Origin of the sequence: Mycetohabitans rhizoxinica HKI 454 (genome assembly GCF_000198775.1) — a bacterium.
GTDB classification, from domain to species: domain Bacteria; phylum Pseudomonadota; class Gammaproteobacteria; order Burkholderiales; family Burkholderiaceae; genus Mycetohabitans; species Mycetohabitans rhizoxinica.
In genome coordinates this window covers 2,384,554-2,400,854 of record NC_014722.1, presented here as the reverse complement: position 1 = coordinate 2,400,854, position 16,301 = coordinate 2,384,554, and the positions used below count along the sequence as shown (strand labels likewise).

Genomic DNA, 16,301 nt, shown 5'->3' with positions numbered 1-16,301 from the left:
GAAAATGACACGATCAAAAAAGGATGAGCTGGTAGAGAATTTTAACGCATGGAAAGTACCTGGCGAGAGGGAATTTGAAAAATTGATCGATTTTGCGAGCGTCGCCCTATCGGCGGGCGATGGCCTAGAGGCGGAGTCCAGTGGACGTCTAAAAGTGAAGTGCCCGCCTAATGGCAGCTTGGTGGCCGACAATAAGGGATTAGCGGTGCAATGCGGTGATGGGCTCACAACGGAAAATGGCTCGTTATCTGTCCGGTGTGGCGCGGGCATCATGTGCGAACGGAACAAGGGAACAAATGTCGACGAGTTAAAACTTCACGTCGAGGACAACTCAGGGCTCGTCGATCGCAAGGGGGCGTTGTCAGTGGCGACTGGACCGGGCGTAAAGTCTTTTGCCAACGGCCAACTCGGACTGGACTGCGACAACCAAACATTGGTCATCGAACAAGGTTTCTTAAAGGTGAAGGTGGATCCCGAAGGTGGATTAATCGTTAAGGAGGGCCATCTCACGCTGAACATTGAAAAATTTTTGCTTTAAAACACCATCATGGTATCGATGCGAGGTGTGGGCATAGCGTAGCCGCTGGGACAACATTTGATCTGGAGAGCCAAGATGATGAGCGCGAACAAGCTAAAACGGGAGTTTGTGACGGGCGCGACGCCCAATGAAAAGCATTATCATGGTTTGATCGAGTTGGCGGACATTGGTCGCAAAGCGATCGGGTTACCTGAGGGAGAAGGAGCGGCAGAGCCAGGCAATGGGCTGGATTGGAACTCAAGCGATCGCAAATTAAGCGTCAAACTGAAACCCGACTCAAGCGGATTGTTGGTCAATCCCGAAGGCCTCGCGGTCAAACCCGGGATTGGTGTTCAGCTTGCCGAGAACAAGGTTACCATCGTGGTCAAGGCTGAAAGCGCGCTGAGCACAGAAGGGGGCCTATGCGTGAAAACGGGTAACGGGGTGACAATTGAGGACAACTCGCTTAAGTTGCATGTGGACACGGACAAGGGTTTATCGACGAATGGAGGGATGCTTAACGTAAAGTTCGATACCAACACTCTTAAAGTGGCAGGCAATCAACAACTTAGTATTAACTATGATGAAACATATTTTACAGAGCAAAAGGGTAATTTATCGCTGAATGAGGACCACATCGAAAGGGTGAAAAAAGCATTGGCCAAGGAGGTTATAGAAGCATGTAGGTTAATGTTCGTTTCCACCGATGGCGATGTCGGCGAGTATCCAAAGAATAACCGGGACCAAAAGGCGCTTGCTGCTCAGTTGCAGCCCATCGTCGACGCGATCAAACGTGTCTACGTTACCGATCAAGGATCGAGCGGGCGCGACATCAACACCAGTGAGAGGAGCTTGGCGGACGCGATAGGGAAGCTGCTTGCTCGCGCTTACACCGCAGGCGCGTGGGCCGTCGCGGCAGCGCTGGCGAATAAGCTCGGCGGTGCAGTAATGGAGGCAAGCATCCGGAATTATGCGAAGGGGCGAAACGACGAACCGACTCCAAAGGGCATCTCAGGCTGCGTGGTCGAGATAGCAGAGAGACTTCAAAATACCTTGTTCCCTTCCGTGCATGGGATCGAGTTGCAGACGTTGTTGGTCAATACACGCAAAGTACTGGACTCAATCGAAGCCACAGATGAAGGGTTGTCGCTGTTGTGTGACACGACGAACTCGGAAGTCGTGACCGCAACCATGAGCGGCGGCAAGCTCGAGCTTCAGGGCAACAGTCCGGGGACGGCAACGATCACGATATACACCGTGCTAAACGGTGGCGCAGGCCACTACCGGCTGGAGTTATCCCGATTCGCCGTTACGGTTTTAGAATACCTCATATTGCCATTGGATTACGTGGAGCTAAGCACCGATACCGGGAACGTAAAGCACACGATCAACCCGAAGGCAGCGCCAAATCAACCTGCGGAGCCATTCGTGTTACCACTGCCCGACGGTCAAGCAAAAAGCGGCAAATACATTAAATTAAGCTTCTGCATACCAGTGAGCCTGGTGAATAACATCAAGTTTAAGTCCTCCGGGGAGATTGTGCAGGTCAAGACTTTGCGCCTCATCACCGGCCCCGTAGGCGAAGCCATGAGCAAGCTTACGGTGAGATCTTTGCGCGTCAACCGTAACGGAGATAATATGGATTTCGTCGTAGTATTGTATTTTCAACCTCCATTGAAGCTTATGATGGATGCTGGTTCAGCGGCGGTGTACGAGTTAATTCTGAGTATTGACGGCCAGGCGTGGGGATTCAAATTCACAAGCCATAAATCAGCGTCGTAACGGCAGCAAGAAGGGCTCAGGCGAGTCGCCACCGCCTGCCGCCCTGCAAGGCAGTCAAGTGAACCATCCTGTCGATATGGCCAGCAGACTTCACCCACAATGCCCACCGTTTTCGATATTTCGCAATACGTCGTAGACCCTTGGTGAGGTTACCGCGTCGCGCCTGCCCATAAGGTCGGCGGAGTTTCATTGCATGGTTGGCTAAAGCGCGCGGGGCCACGGCGGCGTAGCCATTGGCGGTAAAAATAAAGCCCAACCAGTCAAAGACTTCGGCTTTGCCAATGAAGATTTTGTCCGGGTGCTGTTCGACTTATAGGAAGGGAAACCGCACGCGAGCACATTATTGATCCAGGTGGGTTTAGTTTGCCAATAGAAAGAAAATGTCAAATATCGGCGTGAACGGGGAGTGGCGGCGCAGCGTGCACAGCCATCGAGTGATGTGCGCTTTGAATAGGTCGTCAAAACAGACGGAAAGCATCCATAGGAGAGGAGCTGAATGACAAATGTTTCCGTGGTTTTTGGGAGCTGTGGCTGTACAGGGCTCGTAGCGTTGAGAAGGATGTACTCAACTGTAGAGTGAACAGGAGTTGCCGTGGCAATGCTTGCTTGAATGAGGATTTTGATGAACTGGATTCAACCATTTTCGAAGGCGAGAAGTCGATCGAGATTAGCTGCCTTCATCCGCCCACTTGCACGTGCGGCGCACCAAACGAGCGATCCGATCGGATCGCTCCATATCGTCCTCCTTTTCTGCAGGTTGTATGTTGGTCAAGCACAACGGCAAGCCATGCCATGCGCGCACGGTGGCATGAGCGGCCGGCAGCGGATAGATAAAAGCGAGCGCGTTCGCACCGTGTGGCCTCGTATGCGGGTCGATTGGACACGATGCGCGATAACCTCGGGGGCGGTCGGGCGTAGCAGGACCGTGTGCGTTGTTCGCTCACGGCTTGGCCAGCAGGGTGTCGACGATGCGTAACCAAATTGACCGGTTACACTTTCGTCTACGTGCGTCATTGAATGATGCGGAGCGTCTACAACGCCGTTGTAGCCTGCTATTTCACGATGCGCTGCGTCCGCACATCGCGCGCGTGATCGAGCAATGCGACGATGGCCGTCTCGACGAGCCGTATCGGGTGGGCCGGCTGGTCATCGACGTGGGTGACATTGTGCTGGCAAGATTTGAGCCGGCGCTACTTGAGCGGACGCTCGTCGAGTTGGCGCGTGCGTTGCGGGCCGACCTGAAGGCGCATGCGAGCGCAGGGACACGATGGGCCGTATTGTCCGAGGATAAAGCGGCGCCATGGCGCGCGACGCGCTCGGACACGCTGCGCGTAGCCACGAAGACCGACACCGTTTCATCCGATTGGGCGGCGCTGCTGCGTTATCTGGACACGGGCGTGTGGGGGGCGCCCGACCGCGCGTTTGACGGGCCAAGTGGCGGCCCCGTACCCAGTCCGCATGCGTGCATGATGCGTCTAATACAAATAAGCCAGGCGCACTCGCGTGATGACACGTCTAAGGCCAGGCTCTTGTTGGCCGAGCGCTGCTTGCAACCATCCGCCCGACACCGGCTAATCGCTGGGTGTGATGGCACCGCGTTGCGCGCGCTAATCGCTTGGTTGATTGCCCCCACGCGCATTCCTTTGTCGCGCCCCTTGTCATTATCTGGCTCTCAAGTCGCCTCAACGACGGCAATTGAAGGGGCACAGCGTCACCCGATTGTGGCTCGGAAGCCGGTCAGCGCACAGCACCTGTCGCACGACGCGACGGCGGCTGCGCTGAGTCCGGATCCCTTGCTCGAGGCGTGCCTCGATGCACTGTTGGCTTATCCACTGACCGAGCCGATGCGGCATATGCTGCGTGAGTTGCTGACGGCCCAGTTCAGCAAGCCGAATTCAGCGCGTTGGCTTACGCACCTGACGGCTGAATTACGTGAACGACTGGCGGTGGCCCTCGACCTGCCAGACGTGCGCCCGACGTCGCCCGCCACGGCATCGGTGTCGCGTGTGTCCAGTTCGGCACGCCACGCGCCATGGGAACGTGACGCGCTGACCGCAGAGCGCGCGATGCGGGACGAGCAGGCGCGCGTTCTCACGCAACGCCGCCCGAACCCGCGCGTTGAAATCGAGCCGCTGATCGTGGCGAACGCAGGTTTGGTGCTGCTATGGCCGGTGTTGCCGCGCCTGTTCCAAACCTTTGAGCTGGTCGATGCCGACAATGGCTGGACGCCGGATGCTGTACGGCGCGCCGTCGCGTTGCTGGACTGGTTGGCGTCGGGGCAGACGCCGCCGGCCGACTGGCGCTTGCCGGTGCCACGCCTGCTATGCGGCTTGCCACCGCTGCCCGACGACGTGCAGCCGATCGACTGGCCCGTGCTGGACGGATCGCAACAGGAAGAGGCTGACCGCTGGCTGAACATGACGCTGGCGGTGCTGCCGGGCCTGCAGCGCTTAAGCGCAGCCGATGTACGCGTGTTTTTCCTGCAACGCACGGGCATGCTGGTGGCAGGTACGAAGCATCTCACCTTAACAGTGGAACGGGATGCAACCGATGTGCTGTTGTCCCAGGTGCCATGGCCGCTGACGCAGATAACACTACCGTGGCTATTAAGCCCCATTAAAGTGGAGTGGCTCGCATGAGGATCCTTACTTCTCGATCGCTCAATGCGCCCGAGCCGGGCACTAGGTGGCACTCCTTGGCCGAGCTGGCGGAGGCGCAAGGCGGGCGGGCGCCTGTGAGCGCGGCATTCGAGGCGCTTGGGCCGTGGCTTGAGTACGTCGACCAAGTGCTGCAGCAATTGCTTATCTGGCAGCAGCAACACGAGGACGACCGGCTCAACCTCGCCGGGTTACTCCAGCCGAAAGAACTGCTCGAGGCCACATGCGCGCAACCAAGCGGCATGCCGTATTGGTGCAGCGACGATGCCGCGTCGTGGACAACGCTACATGCGCCGGATGCACACGGGCGACTGGCCGAGGTGATAGAGCGATTCGGGCTCACCTTGTTCGAGACGCAGGTACTGGTGTTGTGTGTGCTGCCGCTATTCGAGCCGCGTTATCGTGTGCTGATTGCCTATTTGCAAGGAGATGAAGGCGCGAGTTGGCCCAGTGTGGAATTTGCGTTGACGCTCTTTAGCGCGACGCCTGTGCAGCGTATTGCGCACCGCCACCTGCTTGGCACAGACGCTGGCGCTTTGGTGCACCACGGCCTTGTCTACTTGGCGGAGCGTAACGGTCGCGCGAGCACCCGCGACGACGCGTCGTACTTGCGCGTGGATGAGACCGTTTATCGCTACTTAAGCGGCGCAGATGCGACATCGCTGCCCATGGCCCTCACACAGGTGGCGCAGTGGTGGTCCGCCTCTCGCTCCGGTGACGTACTGCGTGACGGCCCGTGGGCTGAATGCGCGCAGCAGATCGCAGCGTGCTGTTTTGAGACTGAGCCAAAACGTGTCCCGTTATTACTATTGCACCAAACTGACGGCTGCCTGGCGTTCATCGCGCAGCTGGCGCGCGACGCGGGCCGCCCGGCGCTGGTCGTCAATCTGGCGGCATTGCCAGACGAATCGGACGAGGCGTGGCTAGTGCTGCTCGCGACGCTGCGCGAAGCGCGCTTGCACGGCAGCGTGCTGGTGCTGCAACAGCTCGCCGATGGCGTGGCACGGCACGGGCGATTGCTTAACGCGCTGGCGTCGCGACTGGAGCGACATGGGCAGCCGGTGGTGGCGCTATGGTCCGAGCAGGACGCGGGCGACGTGTTTGCCACCCTGCCGCAGGTGCGTGTAACGCTGCCGCCGCGCACCCGCGAGGACGATGCGCGGTTATTGCGAGCCAGTTTGGGTTCGACCGGTGACGCGTGGGACTTGACGGCGTTGCTGCGTCACGCGCGGGTCAATCCTGACGCGCTCGAGCCTACGCTGCAGGAGGCGCAAGGCTATCGGGCGCTGCGTGATGCACAGGCGCCGCTCACGCCAGCCGATCTGCATCAAGCGCTGCGTGTACGCGGCCAGCAACATTTTGGTTCGCTCGCGCAGCGTGTGGCACCACGGCGCACGTTCGATGACTTGATTGTCAGCACCAGCGTGGCTGAGCAGCTGCACGAGATCGTCGCCGCAATCCGGCAGCGCGACATGGTGCTTGCACGCGGGTTCGCGCACAAAATCGGCCACGCGACGGGCATCAGCGCGCTGTTCTACGGCGAGTCGGGCACCGGCAAGTCGATGGCCGCCGAAGTGCTTGCCGGCGAATTGGGCGTGGAACTGATCCGCGTGGATCTGTCGACGGTAGTCAACAAATATATCGGCGAGACGGAGAAGAACCTGTCGCGGATTTTTGATCTGGCCGGGGCCGACACCGGTGTCTTGCTGTTCGACGAGGCTGATGCACTGTTTGGCAAGCGCAGCGAAGTGAAGGACGCGCAGGACCGGCACGCGAACATCGAGGTGTCGTACTTGCTGCAGCGGTTGGAACACTATCCGGGGCTCGTGGTGCTCACAACAAATAACCGCGGGCATCTAGACGACGCGTTCACGCGCCGGCTAACGTTCATGACGCGCTTTGAAGCACCAGATGCCCATTTGCGAGAAAAACTGTGGCGCGCGATTTGGCCCGCGCAGGTGGCAGTGGACGAGGAAGTGGATTGTTCGCGGCTTGCGTCGGTCACGGAATTGACCGGCGCGGGCATTCGCAACGTCGCGCTGCTCGCGAGTTGGCTCGCAGCCGAGCAGGGGCGAGCGGTCACTCGGGCTGATATTGAGCGCGCGGTGCGCCGTGAATTGAGTAAGACCGGGCGCATCGTGCCGCAACTGTCAGCATGACGCAGTGGCGCGCGGTCATCGGGCGATAAGGTACTAGGATGGAGAACATGGAAAGTAACCAACCCACGCATTTCGCGCTCAGCGATAAGTCGTTACTAATGCTCAATGCGCAAATCGAGATGACCCTGAACACGTATTTACCGAAGCCAGTCGAAATTCGGTTTGACATGCCGGATAAGAACAATCCGCCGGATTGCCCGACGCTGTGTGTATTCCTGTACGATATCCAAGAGGACCTGGAATTGCGGCATGGGCAATCGCGCCAGTACGTCGCAGGGACGGGAAAATTTGATCCTCGACAAGTGAACGTACGCTGTTGTTACCTAATTACGTATTGGGAGCGGCGCCCAGAAAACAAGATGGGGCCGGTTAGTCAACCCATGGTGGTAATGAACGCGGTACTCAATGCGCTGCTCAATGCGGATTGGGACAAGAGTCTGAGGAACAAGCTGAATTTGCCGTCATTCTCAAGAGTCATTGCGCCATCAGAGCATTTGTCAGGCTTGGGCAATTTCTGGCAAGCGTTGGACGACCGGCCTCGGCTATGCCTGAATTTTCAGGTAACGATTCCAATTAAATTAGGACTTGGCCAGGCTGAAAAGGAACAGCCAGTGCTGAATACGCAACTTATGCCATCGGTGGCACAGTCGTGGGAGGACTACGACAAGTCGTTGCTGTTCAAGCGTGTGCTGGTGGACAAAGTACTAGCATTACTGGGTGTGGAACAAGTGCAATTGGCGCGTGTGCAACTGGCGCGTCTGGCGGTGACCTGCGAGTACACAAATCCTAACGAACCGCCGACGGCTCATGTGAGCGGGCTGCTTGATGAGAAAACGCACGAGGTGCTGTCCCAGGTGATTAACGAGAATGAAGATGAGTGGAGGAGGCTCGGCGTGCAGTTGCCAGTGGACGTTAAGGACGTGACTGGGGTGAAAGCCTTTGTTGACGATGCTGGTTGACGAGTGGATACTTCCTTTTCGCGTCTGCAGCGCAACGAGCGTTCCAATACACAGATTGCACCGACAACGAGCTGGGGTTGGCTGTGACAACCTATGCGGATTTTCCGCCAGCAAAATCACTAGGCTAGGGTAACGCGATTTGTGTCATCTAAAAGGTTAGATAAGCTGTCAACGAGGTGAACTATGGGTAAATTTTATAGCCAAAAGTCCAGTCAACAGAAAAAGGCTAGGCGCCTGTATGTCGAGTCAAATCCGAAACATGGGTTGCTGCCTTGACGGCGATGTGTTGGCAACATAGATTAAATTTTTATTGCGGCTGCATTTATTGTTATATTGCGCTTCATGTCTTGCATTTATAAAATAAGGTGAGCAATGCCAAAAAATTTAGCTCAATCAAACCAGGCGAAAGCGAAGCTAAAGCGCCGGGATTATAACTCTGATCAGCTCGATGATGAAGTTGCTGAACCAGCTGTACCTGGTGTTCAGGCTGTTCAACAATTTTTATCAAGCCGACGAAATTCGGGCTTTTCTGAAGGCACTGTGCCTTATGAAGGGGAGGGGGCGATCGGCGAGTTGACTCCTCAGCGAGAAGGTTCTTATGCTAATTTGTTGGAATCAGAACTAAAGGAAAAAATTTTAGGTATAGATAAAAATTTAGAAGCAAATTCATTTGAATCTGCAACTTCATTTTTTAGAGCCATGACGGCAAATGAGTTTGAAATATTGAAAAATTCTAACATTGAGGAAAGTAGTAGGAGCAATGAAAAAGGTTATTATGGATTAAGCAACGGTATAAGGTATGTGTATGAGAATTACTTCAAAGAAGATAATTCTCATTTGGTTGAATTCTATGTAAAAGACTTTGGTGGTGATGAGGAAAAATCAAGTTTTTTAAATTTATTGAGGGAAAAGGTTAAATCTAATATAAAGAAAGGTAAAGATATCACTGAAAAAGATAAAGAAAAAATTAATATTGATTTAAATGTAAAGGCTGAGAATAGAGCGGTTTCAATTGGCTTGGGTCCCAAGGGAACCCAAATTTCTATAAAAAATATACCCATTAAAAAATCTCAGCAAATTAACAAATCGGTTCACAATCATCTGGCTAGAGCTTTGAAAAATTTAATCGATGAAAATAAGGTGGGGTATCAGCTTATAGCAACCCATTCTACTCATGAAAATAAACCCATGAACTTTAAAAATCTGGGAGGGAAAGCCAAGCGCTCGGCAAAGGGACCTGAAGCGTCAGGCTCAGCAAGACTGTAAGAAAAAAATAGTCCTCTGGAAGATGCAAGCATATTGGCAAAAGTGGGAGACTGTGTCCGGACTTTCAGGGGGCTGTTCCAAATCTAGCTGCGCAGAAAAACCGCAAAGTGGAGTTGACCCCGTAGTCCCGGACACGGCCTCACACTACGGTTGATGAATCCACGGTGCGTCGAAACTCGCATGGTGAGCGATATTTCAGCGCGCTATGGGGGTGCTTCTCGTTGTAATGCTCGAACGCAATGGTGAAAGTGAGCACGGCCGTCGCCGCATCCGATTTTGGCAAAAGGCCACGTAATCGCGCTTCATCGTCTTCACGAAGCTCTCAGCCATGCCGTTATTCTGCGCACTGCACACCGGCGTCGTCAGCGGCTTCAGGCCGATTTCGGTTGCGAAGCGGCGCGTTTCGTCGGCCGTATAACCGCAGCCGTTATCGCTCAGCCACTCGATTTCCGAGGGTGCTTGCAGCGCGTTGTCGAAGCGGTTTTCGACGGCCGCCAGCATCACATTACGCACCACGTCGCCGCTATAGCCAGCCGTCGTCGCCACCCAGCTCATCGCTTCGCGGTCGCAGCAATCCAGCGCGAACGTCACGCGCAGCGCCTCGCCATTGTCGCAGCGCAACTCAAAGCCGTCCAAACACCAGCGTTGGTTGCTGCGTTCGACTGCGACCTTGCCATCGTGGCGACGTTGCGCTCGAGGTGGCTGCGGCCTTCGTTGCATCAGCAACGCGTGCATACGCTTGACTCGGTACACGCGCTTGGCGTTGATCAGTGCCAGGCCGGTGCTACTGCGTTCACGCCGCAGGATGCCCTAGACGCGCCAGTAGCTATAGCTGGGCCACCAGCCGGATTTCCTCGACCAAAGCGCCATCGTCCATCCATCGCGACTGGCGTGCATCCCGCCACTGGGCCGGACGCGACAGTTTCGCCACCACATTGGAGCGCGTCACGCCGAGAACTTCGCAGACCTGCTTCACGGATCGTCCTGCGGCAGCAAGGGTGAGCGCGCAATCCACTTTTTTGCTCGCCCGTATTCAACTGCCTCGCGCAAAATCTCGTTCTCCAGGCTCTTCTTGCCAAGCAGTCGTTGCAGCTCCCGAACCTGCTTGAGCGCGTCGGCCAGTTCCGACGCCGGTACGATTTCCTCGCCAGCCTTAACCGCCGACAGGCTTCCGTCATGATACAGTTTGCGCCAGTGAAATAGCGGGTTCGGATTCACGCCGTGTTGGCGCGCGACCATCGAGACCGATTTCCCCGGCTCGAAACCCTCCCGCACCATTGTCAGCTTCTGCTCAGCCGACCAGCGTCGTCGCCGCTCCGGGCCCCTCAACACTTCCATCACTTCCTGCCTAGTGTTAGTCACAAACACAGATCTTATGCCTACCCGCTAGTTTAAGTGGCTGACCTGACCTGCCCCCTTGGTTAGTGCCAGCCGTCTTCTAGCAAAGTCCTTTTAAACCAGCTCCTGGAAAGCGGCAGGAGCATCCGCTGTTGCCCGATATTTCGCCGCGAACTCGGCGGGCGAAAGGTAATTCAGTGCGCTGTGCGGCCGTTGCTCGTTGTAGTCCTGGCGCCACGCGGCGATAAGCGCGCGAGCGTGCGCGAGGCTCGTGAACCAGTGTTCGTTAAGGCATTCATCGCGGAACTTGCCGTTGAACGATTCGATGTAAGCATTCTGCGTCGGCTTTCCGGGTTGAATCAACTTCAGCGTGACGCCATTCGCATACGCCCATTGGTTCAGCGCCCGGCTCGTGAATTCCGGGCCCTGGTCGGTGCGCAACGCCTTGGGATAGCCGCGCAAACGCGCTGCCTGCTCCAACGCTCGAGCAACATACAAGCCCGAGATGCCATGGTCCACAACGATATCGACAGCCTCCTTGGTGAAATCGTCCACGACAGTCAAGCACTTCAGACGCCGTCCATTGGACAGCGCGTCCATCACAAAATCGATTGACCACACCTGGTTTGGTCCGCTTGGCAACGCCAACTGCTCGCGCTCAATCATGGCGCCGTGGCGCCGTCGACGGCGCCGTACGGCAAGCCCCGCTTCACGATAAAGGCGATGCACGCGCTTATGGTTCGCCTGGATACCCTCGCGCTCCATCATCGCGTGTAATCGCCGATAACCGAAGCGCCGACGCTCGTGCGCCAGTTCCACCAGGCGAGCCCTCAGCGCATCATTCTCGTGGTCCAGCTTCGCTTTGTAATGCAACACGCTGCGAGAAAGCCCGACAAGCCGGCAGGCGCGGCGCTCCGAGATATTCACCTTCTTGCGAATCGCCGCGACTGCTTCGCGCTTGGCTTGCGGGCTCAAGGCTTTACCTTGACGACAACCTTTAACGCTTCCATATCGAGCATCGCCTCGGCCAGCAGCTTCTTCAGCCGCGCGTTCTCGGTTTCCAGCTCCTTGAGCCGGCGCGCTTCTGACACCTCCATGCCGCCAAACTTCGCGCGCCACGTGTAGAACGACGCGTCACTGAACCCGTATTGCCTGCACAACTCTTTGACCGGCCTGCCGGCCTCGGCTTCCTTCAGAAAACCGATGATCTGTTCTTCCGTAAAGCGCTTCTTCATGTTCGTCTTCTTCTCCGAAAACGAACTTTACTAAACTCCGGCCGGCCCTGTTTGCCGGGGGCAGGTCAGACCGTGTCCGGTGATTCACGGGGCTGCTCCACAAAGTATCATGCGCGGGCGGCGCGAAGCGAGCCGATGGGGCGGCTGAGCATGGAGCAACCCTAACGGCTTGCCTTCAGACAAGCCGAATCAGGCTAGGGTACTTTGCAATCATCGCATCGTGCGTTACAAGCGGTACGCCTTCGGCAACGGCCTGCGCGATCAAAATCCGATCGAACGGATCGCGATGGATGGGCGGTAGATGTTCGAGCTCCAACGCGTGCGCAGTCACGATCGGCAGTTCCTCGTAGCCAACGTCAAGCAGACTGCGACGCAGCACGCGCGGCTCGACCTGAAAATCGGCGCGGGCCAGGCCGCGTTTGATCACAATCTCCCACAGACTCGCGACGCTAAAGAGCGGCGTGCAGGCCGGATCATCGAGCAGCGCGCGCGCCGCGGCCGGCAGTTCGGGTGCGTCGGCGGCCGCCCACAGGATTAGGTGGGTATCCAACAGCACCTTCATTCAGCGTTATCGTCAAACAACTGTTCAATGTCTGCGGCGCCCATCGTGTCGAAGTCAGCCGGCACGCTAATCTGTCCCTTCAGGAAGCCGATTCGACTGCGATGAACAGGTGCCGGGAGATCAAGTGGCACGACTTTGACCAGAGGCTTGCCGGCTTTGGCGATCACAAACGGTTCACCGCCGTGCACCGCTTGATCAATGAGTCGCGACAGGTGTGTCTTGGCGTCGTGAATGTTATATGTATGCATAATCGCCCATTTAAACTAAACTAAGTTAATTTAGTTTAAATGGGCGATTAGGTTGCGTCAAGCACTTGTAGTAATGGATTTATGAGCATTGTGCGAACATTATGCGCGCAAGCAATCTAGGCAGCGCCCTACCCGCTATCGGCTACGGACAGGCTCGCTATCCCAGTCGGTGCGCTGCTTCGTCGGCTCGTGCCGCTTCGCGTTCAACAAAGCGCTGGCTAACAGTGAAAGGGAAGCCACCGCACCCTTTGCAAAAGGGGTAGCCGTATTTCTTGGTTGAAGACACGAGGCGACATTGATGCGGAAACCCGTATTTTGCGGTTGGCCAACGATACGCGATGCCGACGACGGCCATGGGCGTCCACTCGGTCACCTGGGCGGTGCCGGTCAGACCCGCCAGCGCCAGCAACGCGATGGTGAAGGCATTGAGCGGCTTGCGCACCGACGCGGCGGTAATGGCCATCTGAATTACAAACGCTTTTTCTCGATAAACTCGATCTTGTAGCCGTCAGGATCTTCGACGAAGGCGATCACCGTGGTGCCATGCTTCATCGGGCCTGCCTCGCGCGTGACCTTACCGCCCTTGGCGCGCACCGCGTCGCACGCCTCGCGTGCGTTGTCCACGGCAATCGCGAGATGGCCGAAGCCGGTGCCCGGCTCATAGGCCGAGGTGTCCCAATTATGGGTCAACTCAATTACCGTATGGTCGTCCTCGTTGCCGTAGCCGACGAACGCAAGCGTGAAGCGGCCTTCCGGATAGTCATGCTTGCGCAGCAACTGCATGCCCAGCACGTTCGTGTAGAAGTCCAGCGATCGCTCCAGGTTGCCGACTCGAAGCATCGTATGAAGAAGGCGCATGACGAAATCCTTGAAATGTCGATGGCGTTGCGGGGGGCGCGATAACAGCGTCATACTACGGCTGGCACGGCGCGATACGGCGGGGATTTTAACTCGTGCGGCACGGCTTTGCGCAATGTAGGCAAACGCGCGGGTGAGCCTCACAGCGTGGGCAGTAACTCCATCGGATGGTTCTTCAGCGAACTGCGCGCCTCGCGGAATTCCGGGAAGATCGACGCGACCGTATCCCAGAAACGCGAACTGTGGTTCATTTCACGCAAATGCGCGAGTTCGTGCGCGACGACATAGTCGATGATCGACAGCGGAAAATGGATTAAGCGCCAGTTCAGCCGGATCTTGCCGTCGCTCGAGCAGCTCCCCCAACGGGTTGCCGCCGATGACAGCGCATACGCGCTATGTCGCACGCCGAGGCGTTGCGCATAGATGTCGAGTCGCTCGCCGAACAGGCATCGGGCTTCCTGCTGCAGCCAGCCCTGTACGCGATCCTTGATCTGCTGCGCGTGCGCATCCGGTGGCAAGCCCAGCTCGAGCACGGCCCGTTCGGGGTCATGCCGCAGCGTGCCGCTTGACGACGTGATGGCGATGGTCAACGGCTTGCCCAGGTAGGGCAAGGTCGCGCCATCAGTCCAGACGATCCGAGGCAGCGCGCGTTGTTCCGTGCGTGTTTGCCATTCGGCCAGCTTGGCGAAGATCCAGCGCTGCTTGTCGGCGAGCGCTGCTTCGATATCGGCCAGTGTGGCCCAGCGTGGTGCGGTAACAGCCAGTCCGTTGCCGTCGATCGAGAATCCGATGGTGCGCCGCGCGGAACGCTTGAGCCGATAATCGAGTCGGTGCGAGCCGAGGGACACGCAGCGCAGCCCGCTGCCGTCTGGCAACCGAGTCTCGTTGCGCGGCGTGGCGCCCGTCGGCAGCGATGGCGCCGGCGTCGCGCTCGTCGGTTTAGAAGATGGACGCAACGGCGGCAACAGCGCGGCAAGCGGCTCCACTGGCGCTTGCAACGATGGCAACGGCGCGGCAATCGGCTCCACCGGCGCTTGCAACGGCGCCGACGGTGGTGGCATCGATTCGGCGCCGGGCCAGGGCGAGCAGGCGCCGCCGACGGGCGCCGCGGAGGCGGGCCGCCCGGCCGGGACTTCGACGGATAGGCCTGGCAACGCGTTGCCGCTGTCGAACAGCGGCAGGTCGAGTTGGCGCGAATCGAGTGAATCGAGCGCCGCGCGGCGCGGCAAGGGCGCGTGAGCCATAGCTATCGGGTTCGAAGGGGTGTCGCTGCACGGGTCGCTGGCTACCGTATCGAAGCGTGCTCAGACCGCCTCGGACGACGACGCGCGTTTGGCATACACCGGCGTTTCGTCCTGCGCAGGATACGCATGCGGATCGATGCGGCGCATCTCGGTTTCGATCCATTCCTCGACGCGCGCCATGACTTCGTCAGCGTTTAGGTTGCGGGTGTCGATGGGCTTGCCGATCGACACTGTGACTATACCTGGAAATTTCAGAAAGGCGTTGCGCGGCCACACGTGTCCGGCGTTGTGCGCGATCGGCACCACCGGCACCCCGGTAGCGATCGCAAAGCGCGTGCCGCCAGTCTTGTATTTGCCACGCTGGCCCACCGGCACCCGTGTGCCTTCCGGGAACATGATCACCCATGAACCCTCGGCCATCCGTTCCTTGCCCTGTCGAATCAGCGACGTGAACGCTCTGTGCCCTTTGTTGCGGTCGACGTGCACCATCTTCAGCATCCCGAGGGCCCAGCCAAAAAATGGCACGTATAGCAACTCACGCTTGAAAACATAGCACAACGGACGCGGCATGATCGCCGGAAAGGCCAGCGTTTCCCACGCGGACTGGTGCTTGGGCAGCAGGACGGCCGGGCCATCGGGCAGATTGTCCAGGCCTTCGATGCGCCAGCTCACGCCGACCAGGTGCCGCAGCATCCACAGCGTCGAGCGGCACCAGCCGACGGCCATCTTATAGCGCCGGTTTGCGTTCAGAAACGGGAACGCAATGAAGCAGGCGCATGCATACGGGATCGTGTAAACGATCAAATAAATGAAGAACAGTGTCGAGCGAATCACGTGCATGATGGTGCGATATAAGGCCTTGGACGGTACGAGACGCGTCGGCTCAGTTGGCCTCGGCGGCAAGGAAGTCGAGCGCGAATGCATGCAAGTCCGCATAGACTGTCGTGCCTGCCGGCAGATGGCCCGCATCCAGCGTTTGCTGGCCTTTGCCGGTCAGCACCAGGTGACAGCTGAATCCCAGCGCCGCGCCAGCTTGCAGGTCGCGCAGCGAATCGCCGACCACCGGCGTGCTGGCGGCATCAATCTCGAAGCGCCGGATGATCTGCGCGAGCAGGCCGGGTTTCGGTTTGCGGCAATCGCAATGGTCGGTGGGCGTATGCGGACAGAAGAAGATGGCATCGACCCGCCCCCGCCCAGCGCCGCCAGATTGCGGTGCATCTTCTCGTGTATCTCGTTGAGCGTGGCCATGTCGAACAGGCCGCGGCCGATGCCCGACTGGTTGCTCGCGATCACGACGCGGTAGCCCGCCTGGTTCAGCCGTGCGATTGCCTCGAGGCTGCCCGGGATCGGGATCCACTCGTCGGGTGACTTGATGAACGCGTCGGAGTCGTGGTTGACGACGCCGTCACGATCGAGGATCACGAGTTTCTTTTGCATCGTTCATTCACGCCGTTCGCCAGGAAAAAAATCGGCCGT

The 16,301-nt window shown here is 57.7% G+C and carries 13 protein-coding genes and 2 pseudogenes; 6 read left to right on the top strand and 9 right to left on the bottom strand.

Annotated features, from left to right (window positions below; genetic code table 11):
- Positions 1–4 precede the first annotated feature (4 nt).
- The 6 genes from RBRH_RS10535 (at position 5) to RBRH_RS19080 (ending at position 9,340) form a co-directional block, all read left to right on the top strand.
- A complete protein-coding gene (locus RBRH_RS10535; RefSeq protein ID WP_013436245.1) occupies positions 5–538 on the top strand; it encodes a hypothetical protein in 534 nt (177 codons plus the stop codon).
- Positions 539–613: 75 nt separating this feature from the next.
- Positions 614–2,299 (top strand): hypothetical protein, encoded by a 1,686-nt coding sequence (locus RBRH_RS10530; protein ID WP_041753834.1) that lies wholly within the window; start codon positions 614–616, stop codon positions 2,297–2,299.
- 968 nt (positions 2,300–3,267) lie between these two features.
- Complete coding sequence (locus RBRH_RS19675) at positions 3,268–4,938, top strand: contractile injection system tape measure protein (protein WP_041753833.1); 1,671 nt, start codon at positions 3,268–3,270, stop codon at positions 4,936–4,938.
- Positions 4,935–7,115, top strand: a complete 2,181-nt coding sequence (locus RBRH_RS10520; RefSeq protein ID WP_232509293.1) for an ATP-binding protein — start codon at positions 4,935–4,937, stop codon at positions 7,113–7,115. Before RBRH_RS19675 ends, RBRH_RS10520 begins: the two co-directional genes overlap by 4 nt.
- A 47-nt stretch (positions 7,116–7,162) precedes the next feature.
- Positions 7,163–8,074 (top strand): Pvc16 family protein, encoded by a 912-nt coding sequence (locus RBRH_RS10515; protein WP_232509292.1) that lies wholly within the window; start codon positions 7,163–7,165, stop codon positions 8,072–8,074.
- A 372-nt stretch (positions 8,075–8,446) separates the two neighbouring features.
- The gene (locus tag RBRH_RS19080; protein ID WP_013436237.1) at positions 8,447–9,340 is read left to right on the top strand and encodes a hypothetical protein; all 894 of its coding nucleotides are present in this window, start codon (positions 8,447–8,449) and stop codon (positions 9,338–9,340) included.
- 139 nt (positions 9,341–9,479) lie between these two features.
- Here the strand turns inward: RBRH_RS19080 and RBRH_RS10510 are convergent.
- From RBRH_RS10510 to gmhB, 9 genes and pseudogenes are all read right to left on the bottom strand, one after another.
- Positions 9,480–10,678, bottom strand: a pseudogene (locus RBRH_RS10510) (IS3 family transposase).
- A 114-nt stretch (positions 10,679–10,792) separates the two neighbouring features.
- A protein-coding gene (locus RBRH_RS10500; RefSeq protein WP_157864434.1) for an IS3 family transposase occupies positions 10,793–11,913 on the bottom strand; the annotation gives its coding sequence in 2 pieces (ribosomal slippage) (positions 10,793–11,664 and positions 11,664–11,913; 1,122 coding nt in all).
- 175 nt (positions 11,914–12,088) lie between these two features.
- Complete coding sequence (locus tag RBRH_RS10490) at positions 12,089–12,475, bottom strand: type II toxin-antitoxin system VapC family toxin (RefSeq protein WP_013436230.1); 387 nt, start codon at positions 12,473–12,475, stop codon at positions 12,089–12,091.
- Positions 12,472–12,723, bottom strand: coding sequence for a type II toxin-antitoxin system Phd/YefM family antitoxin (locus tag RBRH_RS10485; RefSeq protein ID WP_013436229.1), 252 nt, complete (start codon positions 12,721–12,723; stop codon positions 12,472–12,474). Before RBRH_RS10485 ends, RBRH_RS10490 begins: the two co-directional genes overlap by 4 nt.
- Positions 12,724–12,880: 157 nt before the next feature.
- Positions 12,881–13,186 (bottom strand): hypothetical protein, encoded by a 306-nt coding sequence (locus RBRH_RS10480; RefSeq protein WP_013436228.1) that lies wholly within the window; start codon positions 13,184–13,186, stop codon positions 12,881–12,883.
- 5 nt (positions 13,187–13,191) lie between these two features.
- Entirely contained in the window at positions 13,192–13,581 is a 390-nt protein-coding gene (gloA, locus tag RBRH_RS10475; RefSeq protein WP_041754482.1) for a lactoylglutathione lyase, read from the bottom strand.
- A gap of 140 nt (positions 13,582–13,721) precedes the next feature.
- Positions 13,722–14,825 carry a M48 family metallopeptidase gene (locus tag RBRH_RS10470; RefSeq protein ID WP_013436226.1) on the bottom strand — a complete coding sequence of 368 codons (1,104 nt, stop codon included), beginning with the start codon at positions 14,823–14,825 and terminating at the stop codon, positions 13,722–13,724.
- Between the two features lie 60 nt (positions 14,826–14,885).
- Entirely contained in the window at positions 14,886–15,665 is a 780-nt protein-coding gene (locus RBRH_RS10465; RefSeq protein WP_041753830.1) for a lysophospholipid acyltransferase family protein, read from the bottom strand.
- A 43-nt stretch (positions 15,666–15,708) separates the two neighbouring features.
- Positions 15,709–16,262: pseudogene (gene gmhB / locus RBRH_RS10460) on the bottom strand (D-glycero-beta-D-manno-heptose 1,7-bisphosphate 7-phosphatase).
- Positions 16,263–16,301 lie beyond the last annotated feature (39 nt).